At 67.1% G+C, this 17,392-nt stretch carries 16 protein-coding genes and 1 tRNA gene; 7 read left to right on the top strand and 10 right to left on the bottom strand.

From position 1 onward, the window contains the following. Position 1 precedes the first annotated feature (1 nt). Entirely contained in the window at positions 2–505 is a 504-nt protein-coding gene (def, locus tag J8I33_RS17595; RefSeq protein ID WP_006485794.1) for a peptide deformylase, read from the bottom strand. Positions 506–690: 185 nt separating this feature from the next. Here def and dprA point away from each other — a divergent pair, with 185 nt between their 5' ends. The 3 genes from dprA to J8I33_RS17580 all read left to right on the top strand — a co-directional run bounded on the left by dprA (position 691) and on the right by J8I33_RS17580 (position 5,214). Continuing rightward, positions 691–2,007 carry a DNA-processing protein DprA gene (dprA, locus tag J8I33_RS17590; protein WP_185641094.1) on the top strand — a complete coding sequence of 439 codons (1,317 nt, stop codon included), beginning with the start codon at positions 691–693 and terminating at the stop codon, positions 2,005–2,007. A gap of 36 nt (positions 2,008–2,043) precedes the next feature. Beyond that, entirely contained in the window at positions 2,044–2,424 is a 381-nt protein-coding gene (locus J8I33_RS17585) for a thioredoxin family protein (protein WP_050011119.1), read from the top strand. A 192-nt stretch (positions 2,425–2,616) separates the two neighbouring features. After that, positions 2,617–5,214 carry a DNA topoisomerase III gene (locus tag J8I33_RS17580; protein ID WP_050011118.1) on the top strand — a complete coding sequence of 866 codons (2,598 nt, stop codon included), beginning with the start codon at positions 2,617–2,619 and terminating at the stop codon, positions 5,212–5,214. A 124-nt stretch (positions 5,215–5,338) separates the two neighbouring features. Here J8I33_RS17580 and J8I33_RS17575 read toward each other — a convergent pair whose 3' ends face one another. Then, positions 5,339–6,385: a LysR family transcriptional regulator gene (locus J8I33_RS17575; RefSeq protein ID WP_050011117.1), complete on the bottom strand. Its 1,047-nt coding sequence runs from the start codon at positions 6,383–6,385 to the stop codon at positions 5,339–5,341. A gap of 426 nt (positions 6,386–6,811) precedes the next feature. Here J8I33_RS17575 and J8I33_RS17570 point away from each other — a divergent pair, with 426 nt between their 5' ends. Continuing rightward, positions 6,812–7,825 (top strand): D-2-hydroxyacid dehydrogenase family protein, encoded by a 1,014-nt coding sequence (locus tag J8I33_RS17570; protein WP_209938394.1) that lies wholly within the window; start codon positions 6,812–6,814, stop codon positions 7,823–7,825. 61 nt (positions 7,826–7,886) lie between these two features. Here J8I33_RS17570 and J8I33_RS17565 read toward each other — a convergent pair whose 3' ends face one another. Both J8I33_RS17565 and J8I33_RS17560 read right to left on the bottom strand, forming a co-directional pair. Beyond that, positions 7,887–8,753, bottom strand: a complete 867-nt coding sequence (locus tag J8I33_RS17565) for a patatin-like phospholipase family protein (protein ID WP_124593536.1) — start codon at positions 8,751–8,753, stop codon at positions 7,887–7,889. Positions 8,754–8,761: 8 nt separating this feature from the next. Further along, the gene (locus J8I33_RS17560; protein ID WP_050011114.1) at positions 8,762–9,166 is read right to left on the bottom strand and encodes a PaaI family thioesterase; all 405 of its coding nucleotides are present in this window, start codon (positions 9,164–9,166) and stop codon (positions 8,762–8,764) included. Between the two features lie 190 nt (positions 9,167–9,356). Between J8I33_RS17560 and J8I33_RS17555 the strand changes: the two genes are divergently transcribed. Together J8I33_RS17555 and J8I33_RS17550 are read left to right on the top strand one after the other, a co-directional pair. Continuing rightward, a tRNA-Lys gene (locus J8I33_RS17555) sits at positions 9,357–9,432 on the top strand. A gap of 191 nt (positions 9,433–9,623) precedes the next feature. Further along, complete coding sequence (locus J8I33_RS17550) at positions 9,624–10,673, top strand: DUF3592 domain-containing protein (protein ID WP_209938392.1); 1,050 nt, start codon at positions 9,624–9,626, stop codon at positions 10,671–10,673. A 36-nt stretch (positions 10,674–10,709) separates the two neighbouring features. On the opposite strand, the gene J8I33_RS17545 is transcribed toward J8I33_RS17550, so the two are convergent. Beyond that, positions 10,710–11,324 carry a CGNR zinc finger domain-containing protein gene (locus tag J8I33_RS17545; protein WP_050011112.1) on the bottom strand — a complete coding sequence of 205 codons (615 nt, stop codon included), beginning with the start codon at positions 11,322–11,324 and terminating at the stop codon, positions 10,710–10,712. Positions 11,325–11,405: 81 nt separating this feature from the next. Here J8I33_RS17545 and J8I33_RS17540 point away from each other — a divergent pair, with 81 nt between their 5' ends. Continuing rightward, complete coding sequence (locus J8I33_RS17540) at positions 11,406–12,221, top strand: alpha/beta hydrolase (protein WP_209938390.1); 816 nt, start codon at positions 11,406–11,408, stop codon at positions 12,219–12,221. A gap of 30 nt (positions 12,222–12,251) precedes the next feature. Here the strand turns inward: J8I33_RS17540 and J8I33_RS17535 are convergent, their stop codons facing one another. From J8I33_RS17535 to phnA, 5 genes are all read right to left on the bottom strand, one after another. Continuing rightward, positions 12,252–13,010, bottom strand: a complete 759-nt coding sequence (locus J8I33_RS17535) for an amino acid ABC transporter ATP-binding protein (protein ID WP_209938388.1) — start codon at positions 13,008–13,010, stop codon at positions 12,252–12,254. After that, on the bottom strand, positions 13,007–13,687 hold the full coding sequence (locus J8I33_RS17530) for an amino acid ABC transporter permease (protein WP_050011109.1): 681 nt from the start codon (positions 13,685–13,687) through the stop codon (positions 13,007–13,009). The genes J8I33_RS17535 and J8I33_RS17530 overlap by 4 nt, the downstream gene beginning before the upstream one ends. A 14-nt stretch (positions 13,688–13,701) precedes the next feature. Continuing rightward, positions 13,702–14,484 carry an amino acid ABC transporter substrate-binding protein gene (locus tag J8I33_RS17525; protein WP_124556217.1) on the bottom strand — a complete coding sequence of 261 codons (783 nt, stop codon included), beginning with the start codon at positions 14,482–14,484 and terminating at the stop codon, positions 13,702–13,704. Between the two features lie 180 nt (positions 14,485–14,664). After that, positions 14,665–16,119 (bottom strand): phosphonoacetaldehyde dehydrogenase, encoded by a 1,455-nt coding sequence (gene phnY, locus J8I33_RS17520; protein ID WP_209938382.1) that lies wholly within the window; start codon positions 16,117–16,119, stop codon positions 14,665–14,667. Between the two features lie 26 nt (positions 16,120–16,145). After that, the gene (phnA, locus tag J8I33_RS17515) at positions 16,146–17,384 is read right to left on the bottom strand and encodes a phosphonoacetate hydrolase (RefSeq protein WP_209938368.1); all 1,239 of its coding nucleotides are present in this window, start codon (positions 17,382–17,384) and stop codon (positions 16,146–16,148) included. Between the last annotated feature and the right edge of the window lie 8 nt (positions 17,385–17,392).

Genomic DNA, 17,392 nt, shown 5'->3' with positions numbered 1-17,392 from the left:
ATCACATCGCGCGTTCGAGTTTCTTCATCTTCGTCTTGATACGCGTCTGCTTGAGCGGCGACAGGTATTCGACGAACACGCGGCCCATCAGGTGATCCATCTCGTGCTGGACGCACACCGCGAGCAACCCTTCGCAGTCGAGCTCGAACGTCTCGCCCTGCTCGTTGAGCGCGCGCACGCGCACGTGGTCGGGACGTTCGACTTCGTCGTAGATGCCGGGCACCGACAAACAGCCTTCCTCGTAGGTCTGCTTCGCGTCGCTCGACCACACGATTTCCGGGTTGATGAACGCGCGCAGCTCGTTCTTCTCCTCGGAGACGTCGATCACGATCACGCGCTCGTGCACGTCGACCTGGGTGGCCGCCAGGCCGATGCCGGGCGCCGCGTACATGGTCTCGGCCATGTCGGCGACGAGCTTGCGGATCCGGTCGTCGACCTTGTCGACGGGCTTCGCGACCTTGTGCAGCCGCTTGTCGGGGTAATGAAGAATATTGAGCAAAGCCATGGTGTTCGGTATTCGGTGGAGCGGCGCGCCGCATCGGCCATCCGGCCGGCTGGCGCCGCCGCCGGGATGCAATGAAGATGAGGCGGATGCGTGGCATATCAATGCCGCGGATCGCGCCTCCTGCAATCGGCCGGGCGCCTGCGCGCACGGCCCTGTCGAGTATTTCGGATGATGAAAATTTTATCATGGCGCCACGCGCTCCGCTGGACGCCGCATTCGAGGGCCGCCTCATGTCCCCGCAAGCGCTGACGCCCGCCGCGCTGCGCGCCTGGCTGCAGCTCGCGCATGCGCCCGGCCTCTCGGCCGCCGTGCTACAGGCGCTGCTCGCGGCATTCGGCTCGCCGGCGGCGTTGCTGCGCGCGTCCGACGAAGCCATCGCCGCCGTGAGCAGCCCCGCCGCCGCGCAGGCCGTGCGCGCAAGCGAGCGCGACGATCTCGACACGCGCACCCGCGCCGTGCTCGCGTGGCTCGACGGGCCGGGCAACGGGCTCGTCACGCTGAGCGACCCGGCCTACCCGCCGCGGCTGCGCGACCTGCACGATCCGCCGCCGCTGCTATATGTAAAGGGGCGGCTCGACCTGCTGCACGCACACGGCCTCGCCATCGTCGGCAGCCGCCATGCGACGCCGCAAGGGCTCGCCGACGCCGCGCACTTCGCCCACGCGTTGTCCGACGCGGGCCTCACGATCGTCTCGGGCCTCGCGCTCGGGATCGACGCCGCCGCGCATCGTGGCGGGCTCGACGGCCGGTCGGGCACCGTCGCGGTGATCGCGACGGGCGCCGATCTCGTCTATCCGGCGCGGCACCGCGCGCTCGCCCACGAGATCGCCGCGCACGGCGCGATCGTGTCGGAATGGCCGCTCGGCACGCCGGCCCGCGCCGCACATTTCCCGCAGCGCAACCGGCTGATCGCCGCGCTGGCGATCGGCGCGCTCGTCGTCGAGGCCGCCCCGCGCTCGGGCTCGCTGATCACCGCGCGGCTCGCGAACGAACTGGGGCGCGATGTGTTCGCGATGCCCGGTTCGATCCACGCCCCGCTCGCGCAGGGCTGCCACGCGCTGATCCGCGACGGCGCAAAGCTCACCGCGGCGCCGCTCGACGTGCTCGAGGAATACGGGCTGGGCGAGCCGGCCGCGCGCGCAACGGGCGGCGCGACGCGGGCCGGCAACCGGGGCGAGAACGCCGGTGCGATTCGCGAACCCGAAGCTGCCGGCGTCGCGCCAACGGATCGCGCCGTCGCGGGCGCGCCGCCGCCCCCTCGCATCGAAGCCCGGCCACCGGGCAACCCGTCGGAACAGGCAGTGCTCGCCGCGCTGGGATACGGGCCCGTGACGTATGAATGGCTCGCCGAGCACAGCGGCCTGTCCGACGACGTGCTGCATGGCGCGCTGCTCGCGCTGGAACTGGCCGGCCGCGTCGCCAGTGTCCCCGGCGGACGCTTCGCGCGGCTTGATGCGGCGCCCACCCCGTCCGCGCGGGGCGTGCTACATTCCCCGGCATAGGGGCGGCCCGGCCGCCGACGCTACCCAAGGAATGCCATGCCCGCGCTGAATCTCGACACCGACGCAGATCGGATCGCCGAGCGCCTCGCCGATCCCGGCACGTTGCTGGTCGCGTGCCTGTGCGCCGACTGGTGCGGCACGTGCCGCGACTACCGGACCGCCTTCGACCAGCTCGCCGACGCGCATCCGGACGCCTGCTTCGCGTGGATCGACATCGAAACCCATGCCGACCGGCTCGACGATCTCGACGTCGAGAACTTCCCGACCATCCTGATCGAGGATGCGCACACCGCACGCTTCTTCGGCACGGTGCTGCCGCACGCGGCGATCGTCGAGCGCATGCTGTCCGACCTGAGCGCGGTGCCTGGTGCGCCGCACGCACCGAAATTGCGCGACGTCCTGAACGTCGAAGCCTGAATTCGCGGGCCGGCGCGGCGGTTTGGCGCAGGTTTGCGCGCGCCGCCGCGCCCGGCGCTTGCCGCCGTTGCGGCCCCCCTCTATGATGAGCCGCTTTTTACACGCTGAGCCGCCGTCGCTGCGGCGTGTGCTATAAAGCGGTCGTAAAAGGGACCTACACCGGCGAACCCGGTCTACCAACACACACCTGTCATGTCCAAAGCACTGATCATTGCGGAAAAGCCTTCTGTCGCGAACGACATCGCACGCGCTTTGGGCGGCTTTACCAAGCATGACGAGTATTACGAGAGCGACGATTTCGTCCTTTCGTCCGCTGTCGGCCACCTGCTGGAAATCGCCGCCCCGGAGGAGTACGAGGTCAAGCGCGGGAAATGGAGCTTCGCGCATCTACCCGTCATCCCCCCGCATTTCGACCTGAACCCGATCGCAAAAAGCGAGTCGCGCCTGAAGGTGCTCACGAAGCTGATGAAGCGCAAGGACGTCGACCGCCTGATCAACGCATGTGACGCGGGGCGCGAAGGCGAGCTGATTTTCCGCCTGATCGCGCAGCACGCGAAGGCGAAGCAGCCGGTCCAGCGGCTCTGGCTGCAATCGATGACGCCGCAGGCGATCCGCGACGGTTTCGCGAACCTGCGCAGCGACTCGGACATGCAGCCGCTCGCCGACGCCGCACGCTGCCGCTCGGAAGCCGACTGGCTCGTCGGGATCAACGGCACCCGCGCGATGACCGCGTTCAACAGCAAGGGCGGCGGCTTCTTTCTGACCACCGTCGGCCGCGTTCAGACGCCAACGTTGTCGATCGTCGTCGAACGCGAAGAGAAAATCCGCCGCTTCGTCCCGCGCGACTACTGGGAAGTGAAGGCCGAATTCGCGTGCGCGGGCGGCTTCTACGAAGGCAAGTGGTACGACCCCAAATTCAAGCGCGACGAATTCGATCCGGAAAAGCGCGACTCCCGCCTGTGGAGCCTGCCGGCCGCCGAAACGATCGTCGCCGCCTGCCGCGACCAGGTCGGCACGGTGTCCGAGGAATCGAAGCCGTCGACGCAACTGTCGCCGCTGCTGTTCGACCTGACGAGCCTGCAGCGCGAGGCGAACGGGCGCTTCGGCTTCTCCGCGAAGAACACGCTCGGCCTCGCGCAGGCGCTGTATGAAAAGCACAAGGTGCTGACCTACCCGCGTACCGACGCGCGCGCGCTGCCGGAAGACTACCTGTCGACGGTCCAGTCCACGCTCGAGATGCTCAAGGAAAGCAACAACTACCTGCCGCATGCGAAGCAGGTGCTCGACAAGGGCTGGGTGAAGCCGAACAAGCGGATCTTCGACAACTCGAAGATCAGCGACCACTTTGCCATCATCCCGACGCTGCAGGCGCCGAAGTCGCTGTCCGAACCGGAGCAGAAGCTGTACGACCTGGTCGTGAAGCGCTTCCTCGCGGTGTTCTTCCCGGCGGCCGAATTCCGCGTGACGACGCGGATCACCGAAGTCGCCGGCCATCACTTCAAGACCGAGGGCAAGGTGCTCGTCGAGCCGGGCTGGCTGCAGGTGTACGGCCGCGACGCCGAAGGCGCGGACGCGAACCTCGTGCCGGTGCAGAAGGACGAGAAGGTGAAAACGGACGAAATCGCCGCCGTCGCACTCGTGACGAAGCCGCCCGCACGCTACTCGGAAGCGACGCTGCTGTCCGCGATGGAAGGCGCGGGCAAGCTGGTCGAGGACGACGAGCTGCGCGAGGCGATGGCCGCCAAGGGCCTCGGCACGCCGGCGACGCGCGCGGCGATCATCGAAGGCCTGCTCGGCGAGAAGTACCTGTTGCGCGAAGGCCGCGAACTGATCCCGACCGCGAAGGCGTTCCAGCTAATGACGCTGCTGCGCGGCCTCGGCGTGAAGGAACTCACCGCGCCCGAGCTCACCGGCGAATGGGAATACAAGCTGTCGCAGATGGAGCGCGGCAATCTCGGCCGCGACGCGTTCATGCAGGAAATCGCCCGCATGACGCAGCAGATCGTCAAGCGCGCGAAGGAATACGATTCCGACACGATTCCCGGCGACTACGCGACCCTTCAGACGCCGTGCCCGAATTGCGGCGGTCAGGTGAAGGAAAACTACCGCCGCTTCGCGTGCACGAAGTGCGACTTCTCGATTTCGAAGATCCCGGGCAGCCGGCAATTCGAGATCCCGGAAGTCGAAGAACTGCTGCAGAAGAAGGAAATCGGGCCGCTGTCCGGGTTCCGCAGCAAGATGGGCCGCCCGTTCTCGGCGATCCTCAAGCTGTCCTTCGACGACGAGACGAAGAACTACAAGCTCGAGTTCGATTTCGGCCAGGACCAGGGCGGCGAGGAAGGCGAAGCGCCCGACTTCTCCGCGCAGGAACCGGTCGGCGCGTGCCCGAAGTGCAAGGGCCGCGTGTTCGAGCACGGGATGAGCTACGTGTGCGAGCACTCGGTCGCGAACCCGAAGACCTGCGACTTCCGCTCCGGCAAGGTGATCCTGCAGCAGGAAATCACGCGCGAGCAGATGGGCAAGCTGCTGGCCGACGGCCGTACGGATCTGCTGCCGGGCTTCAAGTCGTCGCGTACCGGCCGCAACTTCAAGGCGTTCCTCGTGAAGCAGCCGGACGGCAAGATCGGCTTCGAGTTCGAGAAGAAGGAACCGAAGGCGGCCGCCGCGAAGAAGACGGCCAAATCGGCGACGAAGGATGCCGAAACCGTGACCGAAGGCGCCGAAGAGAAACCGGCGCCGGCACGCAAGACCGCCGCCCGCAAGACGACGGCGCGCAAGACGGGTTCGTGACGGCCCGGCCGCCGGGCGCCGCTTCGAGCGTGCCCGGCGCCGGCACGCAGCCATGAAAAAACGCGGATCGATCGATCCGCGTTTTTTATTTGCGCCGGCCGTAACGCTACCGGGCGCCGCCCCGTTACAGCGGCGACGGCATCGCCACGCGCGTGCGCGGCGAGCGCGCCACACGCGGCTGCAGGTTCGGACCGGTCGATTCGGGGGGCGGCTCGGCACGCATCTCGACACCGATCGGCGGCGCGCTCTGCGCGGCCCATTGTTCGCCCATCGTCGCGTCGGTCGAGTGGCTGAAATGCTCGACGAGGTGATCGATGAACGTCCGCACCTTCGCCGGCAGATGGCGCCGGCTCGGGTACGCGATGTTGATCTCGACCTGCGGCAGCCGGAAATCCGGCAGCAGCCGCACGAGCGCGCCGCGCGCGATGTCGCTGCCGATCAGGTAGCTCGGCAGGATCGCGACGCCCATCCCGAGCAACGCGAACTGGCGCAGCATCGCGGTGTTGTTCGCGACGATCACGTTGGTCGGGCGCACGCGCACTTCGCCGTCCGGCCCCGTGAACACGCGCTCGTCGCCCCAGTATTCGGTCGGCAGGCTCAGGGCCGGGTGCTCGGCGAGCTGCTCCGGATGAATCGGCACGCCGTGCTTCTCCAGATAGCTGGGCGTCGCGCACACGGTCATGCAGCCGGTGGTCAGACGCCGGGTGACGATGCTCGCGCTACGCATCTGGCGCGTGACGACGATGCCGACGTCGAAGCCTTCCTCGACCAGATCGACCTGTCGGTCGACCAGCGTGAGATCCGGCACCACTTTCGGGAAATTCTCCGTGTACGACTGCAGCACGGGCGCAAGGTTGTGCAGGCCGAACACGACCGGCGCGACGATGCGCAGCGTGCCGACCGGCTCGTGATTGCGTGCGACGACCATCTGCTCGACGTCCTCGAGCTCGTCGAGGATCTGGCGGGCACGCTCCAGATAGACCTGACCCGACTCCGTCAGGGAGAGGCTGCGCGTGGTGCGGTTAAGCAAACGCGTGCCGAGCCGGCCTTCCAGATCGGCGACGTGGCGCGTCGCGACCGCGTTGGAGATATCCATTGCGCTCGCGGCCCGCGCGAAACTGCCGAGATCTGCAACCTTGACGAACACGCGCATCGACTGCAAATGATCCATAAACGACTCCTGCCGCTGTTACAACTTCAAAAAGATGAAGCAAATGCGTAATTCTCCTACGACAGCGGAAATGATGCAGAGTTGCTCAACAAGGCGCCGGTTGACGATAAAAATAGTCAAAAATCCTCGCCTTCTGCGGATACTTGATCCAATTATTCTGCTTGAAGCAACAATTGGGTGAACCTCGGCGAGTAAACGGCCGAATCAGAAAGGACGTGTTTGATGCGACACAACAGCGCACCCGTTTGCACGGGCCGGGAGCGGCGCCGGGGGCGGCAGGGCCGATTGCGGCGGAGCGTAACAACCTGTTAAAAAGACACCACCAAGGCGGCCGACGTTGCATCATGTCGGCCCCGGCCGGGCGAGACGGCCGCGCAAGCTGCGCCGCCGCCCTTGCCGCTTTCAACGCGCGACACCCCGTTCACCATGAAAATTGCCATCCTCGACGACTACCAGGACGCCGTCCGCAAGCTGAACTGCTTCGACATGCTCGCCGGCCACGACGTAAAGGTCTTCAACAATACGGTGCGCGGCCTCGGACAGCTCGCCAGCCGTCTGGCCGAAGTCGAGGCGCTCGTGCTGATTCGTGAACGGACCCCGATTACGTCCCAGCTATTGGCCAAGCTGCCGAACCTGCGCATGATCAGCCAGACCGGCCGCGTGTCGAGCCACATCGATCTCGACGCGTGTACCGATCGCGGCGTCGCGGTGCTCGAAGGCACCGGTTCGCCGGTCGCGCCGGCCGAGCTGACCTGGGCGCTCGTGATGGCCGCCCAGCGCCGCATCCCGCAATACGTCGCGAACCTGAAGCAGGGCGCGTGGCAGCAGTCGGGCCTGAAGACGTCGGCGATGCCGCCGAACTTCGGCCTCGGCCAGGTGCTGCGCGGCCAGACGCTCGGCATCTGGGGCTACGGCAAAATCGGCCGGCTCGTCGCCGGCTACGGCAAGGCGTTCGGGATGAACGTGCTGATCTGGGGCCGCGAGCATTCGCTCGAAGCCGCGCGCGCCGACGGCTACACGGCCGCCGACAGCCGCGAGGCTCTGTTCGAACAGAGCGACGTGCTGTCGCTGCACCTGCGCCTGCACGACGACACGCGCGGGATCGTGAAGCAGGAAGACCTGATGCGGATGAAGCCGACGTCGCTGCTCGTCAACACGAGCCGCGCCGAGCTGCTCGAGGAAAACGCGCTCGTCAACGCGCTGTCGCACAACCGTCCGGGGATGGTCGCGATCGACGTGTTCGAAAGCGAGCCGATCCTGCAGGGTTACAGCCTGCTGCGGATGGAAAACGTGATCTGCACGCCGCACATCGGCTACGTCGAACGCGAAAGCTACGAGCTGTATTTCAGTGCCGCATTCCGCAACATTCTCGCGTTCGACGACGGCGACATGTCGAGCGTCGCCAACCCGGAAGCGCTGACGCCGATCCGCAAGCGCTGATCGCACGGGCTGCGCGCGTCGCGCGGCCCCTTTTGCCCTTTACTCCCTTCCCGATCGTTCGTCAGGCGGCCACGCGGCCGCCCGTCATCGCGCCGACGCGCGTGAGAAAGTGCTCGCCGTCGCGCCGCCCGAGATCGTACGCATGCCGCATCTGCGACGGGCTCGTGTAATCCCAGCTCGAAATCGGCACCTTGCTCGACGGCTGCACGTACAGCCGCCGCTGGTCGCCATGCGCGACCGTGAACATCTGCGGACGTGGATACAGCCGCGTGACGAGCACCAGCACGTCGCCCGGCGACGGGTCGAGCGCATCGACCGGCACGTTGTCGACCATCCCGCCGTCGAGCACCGGCCGGCCGCCGCGCCGCAGTACCGGCGTGAACGGCGGCGTGCAGGACGACTGCAGGATCAGGTCGGCGAGTTCGTCGACGTGCGTGCAGGCCTGCGCGCGCACGAATTCGGGCCGAAAGCCGAGCGTGCGCCCGAGCGTCGGGTGCAGCGTCTTGCGCACGTACTTTTCGATGTTGTATGCGACGAGGCCGGCGGCCACCGCGCTGCGCGCGCCGAGCCAGCGCGGCACGTGCGACACGCCGATGCGGATCTCCGGCGCAGCGGCGAGCTTCGCGAAAGGCTCGCCGTAGATGTCGAGCAGCGCCTGACGGTAGATCCGGTAATGCGGAAACACGGGCTCGCGCCCGAACAGGTTGCCCCAGTACGCGTTCTTCCGGTTGTGGCGCAGCGCCTCTTCGTAATAGCGCATCACCCACGCGGCGTCGCGCGTATACAGCATGCATGCGGTCGCCGCGCCGGCCGAGATGCCGGTGATCACGCGCGGGCGCAGGCCGAGGGCCGGCTGCGCGACGTCCCAGAAGCCGGCTTGCCACCAGCAACGATTGCCGCCGCCCGCGAAGACGATCTGGTCGAACATCGCGCCGCTCAGCTGATGAGCGCGTAGGTCGACGTCGCGTGAACGGCCATCGTGCCGTCCTCGTCGAACAGTTCGACTTCGCCGAACACGAGGTTGCGGCCCATCCGCAGCACGCGCGCGGTGACGAGCACGTCGCCCTTGCGCACCGGACGCATGAAATTCGTGTTCAGCGACACCGTCGTCATCGGCCGGAATTCGCCCAGCGCGGCCGAGATCGCGACCACCATCGCGGTGTCGGCGGCCGCCGTGAACACCTGGCCGCAGATCACGCCGCCCGAATGACGGAACTCGCCGGAAAACGGCAGGCGCAGCGTGACGCTATCGTCGCCGATCGACACGGGGACCAGACCCAGCGAGCGGACCCACGGGGCCAGCAGGCGATCCAGCAATTCGCGGACTGCGTTTTCGTCCATCTTCGAATGTCCAGAAAACGTTGCGCGACCGCCGCGCAACGCGTGTGGCGTCATCATACCGGGAGCGCGCAAACTGCGACCGCTCGTTACCGCGCCGACAGCCGCCGTTGTCTTGACGAAATATTTTCAGGCAATCTGCAGAAAGGGCTTGCCATGTCCTGAAAACCCCGGCATAATCTTTCTTCTGTTGGGGGCGTTAGCTCAGTTGGTAGAGCAGCGGACTCTTAATCCGTAGGTCGAGTGTTCGAGTCACTCACGCCCCACCAGGAATTCCAAAGGCCGGTCAGCGAAAGCTGACCGGCCTTTTTCCGTTTTGGCGCGCCGCACTCGCGGCGTGCGCCCTTCGCGGCGGTACGCGACCGCACGCCCGTCGCGCATCGTTTCCGCTAGAATCGTCCGACAAATATCACACGACCGGCGCCAGGCATCGTCGTTGGCCCGCCGGCACTGAGAGAGCATGGGACGTCAGACATGGAAGCATGTGAACGACGCGCGACCATTCAGAGGGCATGGTTGCGCCAATATCGGCCTGTCCGTCGCGATGGGCCGCTCACCCGGGCATACCCGAATCCGCGCGACGCACGAACCGGATCGCGTCATGCCGGGTAAGAACGCGCTGGTCGCGCTGATGATCGGGGTCGTCCTGTCCGTGCTGGCCGGCGCACTGGCCATCACCGCCAGCCGGGAACCCGGGCACCTGGTCCGCGCGCCGGGCACGGTCGTGCGCATCGTCCAGGACAGCGATGCGATGCGCGCGTACCGCCCGATCGTCGCATACCTCGCAAACGACGGCCAGCGCCGCGAAGTCGCCGGCAATACCGCGTCGACGGTCCCCGCCTACGACATCGGCGAAAACGTCGACGTCCTGCTCGACCCCGACCACCCCGAGCGCCTCGCGCTGATCGACGATTTCACGCAACGCTGGTTTCCGGTGGCCGTGCCGGCGCTGCTCGCCGTCGCGGCGTTCGCGATCGGCGGCCTGCTGATTGCCGGCGAGCGTCGCCGCCGCCAATCGGACCCGGCGCCGCCCCGCGCCGCACGCAAGCCGACGCAGCGCCGCTGGGATGTCGCGATCGTGCTGATTCCGATCGCGATCGGCACAGGCTTCCTTGCCGGCGCCGGCGCGGCCGGCCTGCATCAGTGGCAGATCGTCCACCACTATGCGCGTTCGACCGGCCATGTGGTCGAGATCGCGAAAAACGGGCGGTCGTCGCGGTCGCGCACGGCGCCGTATTCGGCCGTCGTCGCGTTCACCACCGACAGCGGTCGGCTGATCACGTTCGCCCAGGGCTCGGCGTCGTCGCACCCGGGCCTGCACGAAGGCGACGCGGTCAACGTACTGTACGACCCCGTCACCCCCGAGCGCGCGCTCGTCGATCGCTTCTGGGATCGCTGGGGCCTCACTGCCATCCTGTTCGCGATCGGTGCGCCGTTCCTTGCAGCGGGGCTGTTCATCGCCGCGACGTTATGGCCCGACCACCACCGTTCACACGAAGCCGCTCCATGACGCACGCGCGGCGCGGCAACCGTCGCGACGCGCACGTCACCGCTCCCTGAACGCCTCCACCTTCGCGCGATTCCCGCACGTGCGCATGTCGCACCAGCGCCGGCCGACGCCGCGGCCGCGATCGACGAAGAACCACGTACACCGGCCGCACTGCCGCACGCGCGCGAAATCGTCGCTGCGCATCAGATGCTCGAAACCGAGCGCGACCGCATCGATCCAGCGCGACGCGGTACGCGCGTCGAGCCGCCACGCGAAACGGCCGCCGACCGCGTCGAACGCACTGCGCCCGATCGCCTCGCGGATCGTCACCGCGAGCCGGTCCGCCGCACGCGCGCCCGCGCTGCCGCCGCCTTCGGTCGTCAGATGCGCGATCGCGACGTACGCGTCGTCGCGAAAGCGGTGCAGCGCCGCCAGCTCGTCGGGGCCGTCCTGCCGAGGATGACGCAGCAGCCGCGCCAGATCGTCCGGCGCCAGCAACCCCGCCTTCGCTGCCCACGCGCGCACGGCCGGCCAGTCGACGAGCTTCTCCTCGTCGCGCGTCTTGCCCGTGTCGGCCACCGTGTTCAGGAAGTCGAGCGCCGGATGGCCGCCGACGAAATCGGCCGCGCGCCATTCGTGCTCATGTCGCGCCGGGTCGGATCGAGTAACCATTTATTTTCACCTATCGGTTTCATATCCGGAGAATCCGGCGTAACCTTTTAATAACCGAAACAGGTTATCACGGAGAAGCCGATGCTCGAACTCCCGAACCGCTTCAATTTCGAAGGCCACCGGATTGCATGGGGCACGCTCGGCGAAGGCCCGCCGCTCGTCCTCGTGCACGGCACGCCGTTTTCGTCGCAGGTATGGCGCCGGATCGCGCCGTGGCTCGCGCGGCGCCATCGCGTGTATTTCTACGACCTGCTCGGTTACGGCCGGTCCGACATGCCGGACGCGGACGTATCGTTGGGCCGCCAGAACGCGCTGTTCGGCGCGCTGCTGAATGAGTGGAAACTGTCGCGGCCGCGCGTGCTCGCGCACGACTACGGCGGCGCTACCGTGCTGCGCGCGCACTTTCTCGACGGCATCGCCTATGCGGACCTCACGCTCGTGAATCCGGTCGCGATCGCGCCGCAAGGGTCGCCGTTCGTGCGCCACGTCGCGCAGCACGGAGCCGCGTTCACCGGCTTGCCCGCGTACGCGCATCACGCGCTCCTGTCGGCCCATATCGGCCAGGCGGTCGCGCGGCCGTTGCGCGACGACGTGCTGTCGATCTACCGCGAGCCATGGTTCACGCCGGCCGGCCAGGCCGCGTTCTATCGCCAGATCGCGCAGATGCGCCAGCGCTACATCGAGGAAGCGGAGGACCGCTACGCGCCGCCGGACTTTCCGGTGCGGATCGTGTGGGGCGAGGACGACATGTGGATCCCGCTCGAGCAAGGGCAGGCGCTGGCCGATCGCATCGCGAACGGCAAGCTGATCCGGGTTCCACACGCGGGCCATCTGGTGCAGGAGGATGCGCCGGAGGCGATCGTCGCCGCCGTGCTCGACGGGTACGCGCCGGGCTGAGCATCACGGCATCGCGTACCGCGTGTCGCGTCAGAACACCGGCCCGCGTTGCGCGAGCGTCGCGACGAATTTCGCGGTGCGCGGATCGCGCGGCCGGCCGAACACGTCGCGCGATGGCCCGGCTTCGACGATGCGGCCGTCGGCGAGGAACACCGCATCGTGCGCGATCGACGCGGCCAGACGCAGGTCGTGCGTGGCCATCAGCATCGTCGTGCCTTCGCGCGCGAGCTGGCGCAGCACCTCGACCACTTCGACCGACAGCTCCGGATCGAGCGCCGACGTCGGCTCGTCGCACAACAGCACCTGCGGAGACGGCGCGAGTGCCCGCGCGATCGCCACGCGCTGCTGTTGTCCGCCCGACAGCGTGGCCGGCCATGCGTCGGCCTTGTCCGCGATGCCGACCTTGTCGAGCAGCGCGAGCGCCCGCTGGCGCGCCTGTTCGCGTGGCCGGCGCTGCACGGTCACGAGCCCCTCCATCACGTTCTGCACGACGCTCAGGTGCGGAAACAACTGGAAGTTCTGGAACACCATGCCGGTCTGCTTGCGCACCGCGAACACCGCGTCGCGCGACGGCCGGTGCGCCGGCACGAAGTCGATGCGCGCATCGCCGACGACCAGCGCGCCGGCCTCCGGCACTTCGAGCAGATTTACGCAGCGCAGCAGCGTGCTCTTGCCGCTGCCGGACGGGCCGATCAATGCGGTCACGCTGCCCGGCTGCAACGCGAGGTCGATGCCGCTCAGCACGCGATGCGCGCCGAACGACTTGTCGATGCGTTCAAGGCGGATCATCGCAACTCCGCGTGGAACAGCGCGTGGCGGCCGAAGCGAAGCTCCAGCCGGCGTTGCAGCGACGACAGCACCGAGCTGAACAGCAGATAGATCAACGCGGCTTCGGTATAGAGAATCAGCGGCTCGTAGGTCACGGCCGCGATGCGTTGCGCGGCCTGGAAGATCTCGGGGACTGTCAGCACGGCCGCGAGCGACGTGTCCTTCACGAGCGAGATGAATGAATTCGACAGCGCGGGCAGCGCGACGCGCGCGGCCTGCGGCAGGATCGCGCGGCGCAGCGCCTGTGCGCGCGTCATCGCCATCGAGTACGCGGCTTCCCACTGCCCTTTCGGGATCGACTCGATCACGCCGCGGATCACCTCCGCGTTGTACGCGCCGACGTTCAGCGAGAAGCCGATCACGGCGGCCGTCAGCGGATCGAGCACGATGCCGACGTTCGGCAATCCGTAGAAGATCACGAACAACTGCACGAGCAGCGGCGAGCCGCGGAACAGCCAGATATAGAACCGCACGACCGCCTGCGCCCAACGCGGCCCGAACAGCCGCACGAGCGCCGCGCCGAACGCGAGCAACAGGCCGATCGCGAACGACGCGAGCGTGAGCGGACCCGTAAACACGAGCCCTGCAACCAGCAGGGGACGCAGCGATTCCACCATCAGGTGCAGCCAGGCCGGCATCGTTCAGCCTCGCGTCACGGCTGCGACACGTCGCGGCCGAAGTACTTCTGCGAGATTTTCGCGTAGGTGCCGTCCGCCTTGATGTCCGCGAGCGCCTTGTCGATCGCGGCCACCAGCGCGGGGCTGCCCTTGCGCAGCAGCACGCCGGATGCGTCTCCCGCGCCGGTCTTGTCGGTCGCCGCGATCTTCAGTTTCGCGTCGGGCTTGTGCTTGCGGAAATCGAGGTACGACAGCGAATCGTTGATCGTCGCATCGACGCGGCCCGACGTCAGCAGGTCGATCGATTCGTTGAAGCCCTGCACCGGCACCACGTCGGCGCCGTGCGCGGCCGCGAGCTTGCCGAAATTGCTGGTCAGCGTGTTCGCGGACTTCTTGCCCTTCAGGTCGTCGAACGAGCGGATCGTCGTGTTGTCCGCGCGCACGATCAGCACCGCGTGCGACGTGATGTACGGCGTCGAGAAATCGTATTTCGCCTTGCGCGCGTCGGTGATCGACACTTCGTTGACGACCGCGTCGTAGCGGTTCACGTCGAGGCCCGCGATCAGCCCGTCCCATTTTCCTTCGACGAACTGCGGTTTCACGCCGAGGCGCTGCGCGATCGCGGTCGCGATGTCGACGTCGAACCCCGTCAGCTTGCCGGTCTCGTCGTGGTACGTGAACGGCGCGTAGGTGCCTTCGGTGCCGACGCGGAACACGCCGGCCGACTTGATCTGCGACAGGTCGTCGGCAGCCAGCGCGCTGGTGGCCGCGACGGCCTGCAGCAACGCGACGACCAGGATGGAGCGGAGGAATTTCATGGTGCGGACCCCGAATGATTGGAGAGGATCGTCCCGCCGGCGCGCGGGCGCCGTTCGAGAGGTCCGCGAATTCTACCGATGCGTCGAGGCCCGGCAAAAACGCAAATCGGCTAACGATATGAGCCGATCGAATAACGCCCGCACCGGCCGCCACGCCGGCGCGCGCGCCTTACATGCCGCTTACCACGGCAGCGAATACGTCTTCGTATTCGTGAAGCTCTTCATCGCTTCCTGCACGCCTTCCTTGTACCCAAGACCCGAATCCTTCACGCCACCGAACGGCGTCAGTTCGAGCCGATAGCCGGGCACCTCGCGCACGTTCACGCTGCCGACTTCCAGCTCGGTGATGAAGCGCGTGATGTGGTCGAAGCGGTTCGTGCATACCGACGACGACAGCGCGTAGTCGGTGCTGTTCGACATCCGGATCGCTTCGTCGATGTCGCGAAAGCGCATGATCGGCGACACCGGCCCGAAGGTTTCGTGCTTCACCAACGGCATGTCGGGCGTCACGCGATCGACGACGGTCGGCGCATACAGCGCGCCGTCGCGCACGTTGCCGACCAGCAGCCGCGCCCCACGCACGAGCGCGTCGTTCACCTGCTGCTCGCAGAACTTCGCGGCCGCTTCGTCGATCACCGTGCCCATGTCGACCGACGGATCGGACGGATCGCCGTACGACCACGCGCGCGTCTTCTCGACGACCAGCTCCGTGAAGCGATCGGCGACCGCCTCGTGCACGAGCATCCGCTTGATCGCCGTGCAGCGCTGCCCCGAATTCCTGTACGAGCCCGACACCGCGAGCGTGCTCGCCTCGTCGAGATCGGCATCTTCCATCACGATGATCGGATCGTTGCCGCCGAGTTCGAGCACCGCGCGCCGGTAGCCCATCCGCGCGGCGATCGACTTGCCGATCGACACGCCGCCGGTGAACGTGATCATGTCGATCGCCGGGTTCGTAATCAGCTCGTCGGCGATCTCCTTCGGGTCGCCGGTGATCACCTGCAGCATCTGCGGCGGCAGGCCGGCCTCGTACAGGAGGTCCGCGAACAGGTAGCACGACAGCGGCACCTTCTCCGACGGCTTCACGACGATCCGGTTGTTCGTCGCGACCGACGGCACGATCTTGTGCGCGACCTGGTTCATCGGATGATTGAACGGCGTGATCGCCGAGATCACGCCGAGCAGCGGGTCGCGCTGCGTGTACACACGGCGCTTCTTGCCGTGCGGCGTCAGATCGCACGAGAAGATCTGCCCGTCGTCCTTCAGCACTTCGCCGGCGCCGAACGTCAGCACGTCGGCCACGCGGCCCGCTTCGTACGTCGAATCCTTGATGCACAAGCCGGCCTCGGCCGTAATCAGCGCCGCGATCTCCGCGGTGCGCGCACGCACGATGTCGGCCGCGCGGCGCAGGATCGCCGCGCGCTCGTGGCGCGTGAGCGTCGGCCGGTACGCACGCGCGACCGCGAATGCGCGGCGTACGTCGTCGAGCGTCGCCTTCGGCACGGTGCCCACCCGCGCGCCGTCGTACGGGTTGCGTACGTCGATCACCGCGTCGCGATAGATCTTTTCACCATCGATTCGCAGCGCTTCACGATGTGGCGCGCGGACATCGGCCGATGCTGCAATGGCGTTCATGACAGTCTCCTGGCGGATCGTCTGCGTCACTGCAGATGGTTGAGCGCGATGTCGATGACGTCGAAGTTACGCAGCCGCGCTCGGCCCGTGACGTGGGCCGCAACCGGCTTGCTGAAGATCAGCGGCACGATCTGCTCGGAGATCCCGCCGTGCGAGCGCAGCGGCACGTCGAGGCCCGACAGGTCGTGCTTGATGCGGCGCGTGCCGAGCACGACGTCCTGCTTCGAGATCACGATCAGGTCGCCCATCCGCGCGGGCGGCAGCTCGAAGCGCGCGCAGCCTTCGGCGCCCGCCAGCACGACCTCGATGCCGTCGACCGCGGCGAGCCGCGCGCGCAGCGCATCGGTGTCGGCCGTCGCCGGCACGTAGACGGTCGCGAACGAACCGAGCGCGCCGTGGTGCACGACGTATGGATCGGTGATCGGCAGGATCACGCGCGCCGCATCGGGGCCGAGCCATTCGTCGAACAGCTCCTGCAGATAGATCACGTTCGGCTCGCCGGTCGTGTCGTCGTGCTTCGCGTTCATCCCGTGATCGGCGGTGATCGCGACGATCGCGCCAAGTGCGTCGAGGCGTTGCAGGTAGGTGTCCATCATCGCGTAGAACGCGTTCGCGCCGGGCGTGCCGGGCGCGCACTTGTGCTGCACGTAGTCGGTGGTCGACAGGTACATCAGGTCGATCGGGCGCGTCTCGAGCAGGCGCACGCCGGCCGCGAACACGAATTCGGACAGATCCGCGCTGTACACGCTGGACACCGGCTTGCCGACCAGCTCCAGCACGTTGTCGATGCCGTTTTCGGCGACACTCGCTTCGTCGGCCTTTTCCGACGAGAAGCAGATGCCCTTCAGCCCCTTGCCGAGCAGGCGGCGCAGCTTGTCCTTCGCGGTGACGACCGCGACGCGCGCGCCCTGTTCGCCGAAGGCCGCGAGCACGGTGGGCGCGACGAGGTATTTCGGATCGTTCATCAGCACCTCGGTGCCGGTGTCGCGATCGTAGAAGTAGTTGCCGCTGATTCCGTGGATCGCCGGCGGCACGCCGGTGACGATCGACAGGTTGTTCGGGTTCGTGAAGCTCGGCACCACGCACTCACCCTTGAGCGCCGTGCCCGGCTTCAGCAGCGTGCGCAGGAACGGCGCGACGCCGGCCTCGGCCGCTTCCTCCAGATATTCGTATGCGCAGCCATCGACGCAGACCACCACCACGGGCCGGCTCATCCAGTTGTAGCGGCGCCCATTCACTTCCACGGATACAGGCGTTTCAGTCATGACGTTCA

This window comes from Burkholderia sp. AcTa6-5, from assembly GCF_017815075.1.
Lineage (GTDB): Bacteria > Pseudomonadota > Gammaproteobacteria > Burkholderiales > Burkholderiaceae > Burkholderia > Burkholderia sola.
Note: the sequence above shows the minus strand (reverse complement) of the source record. Positions and strands in the feature narration are given on the sequence as shown.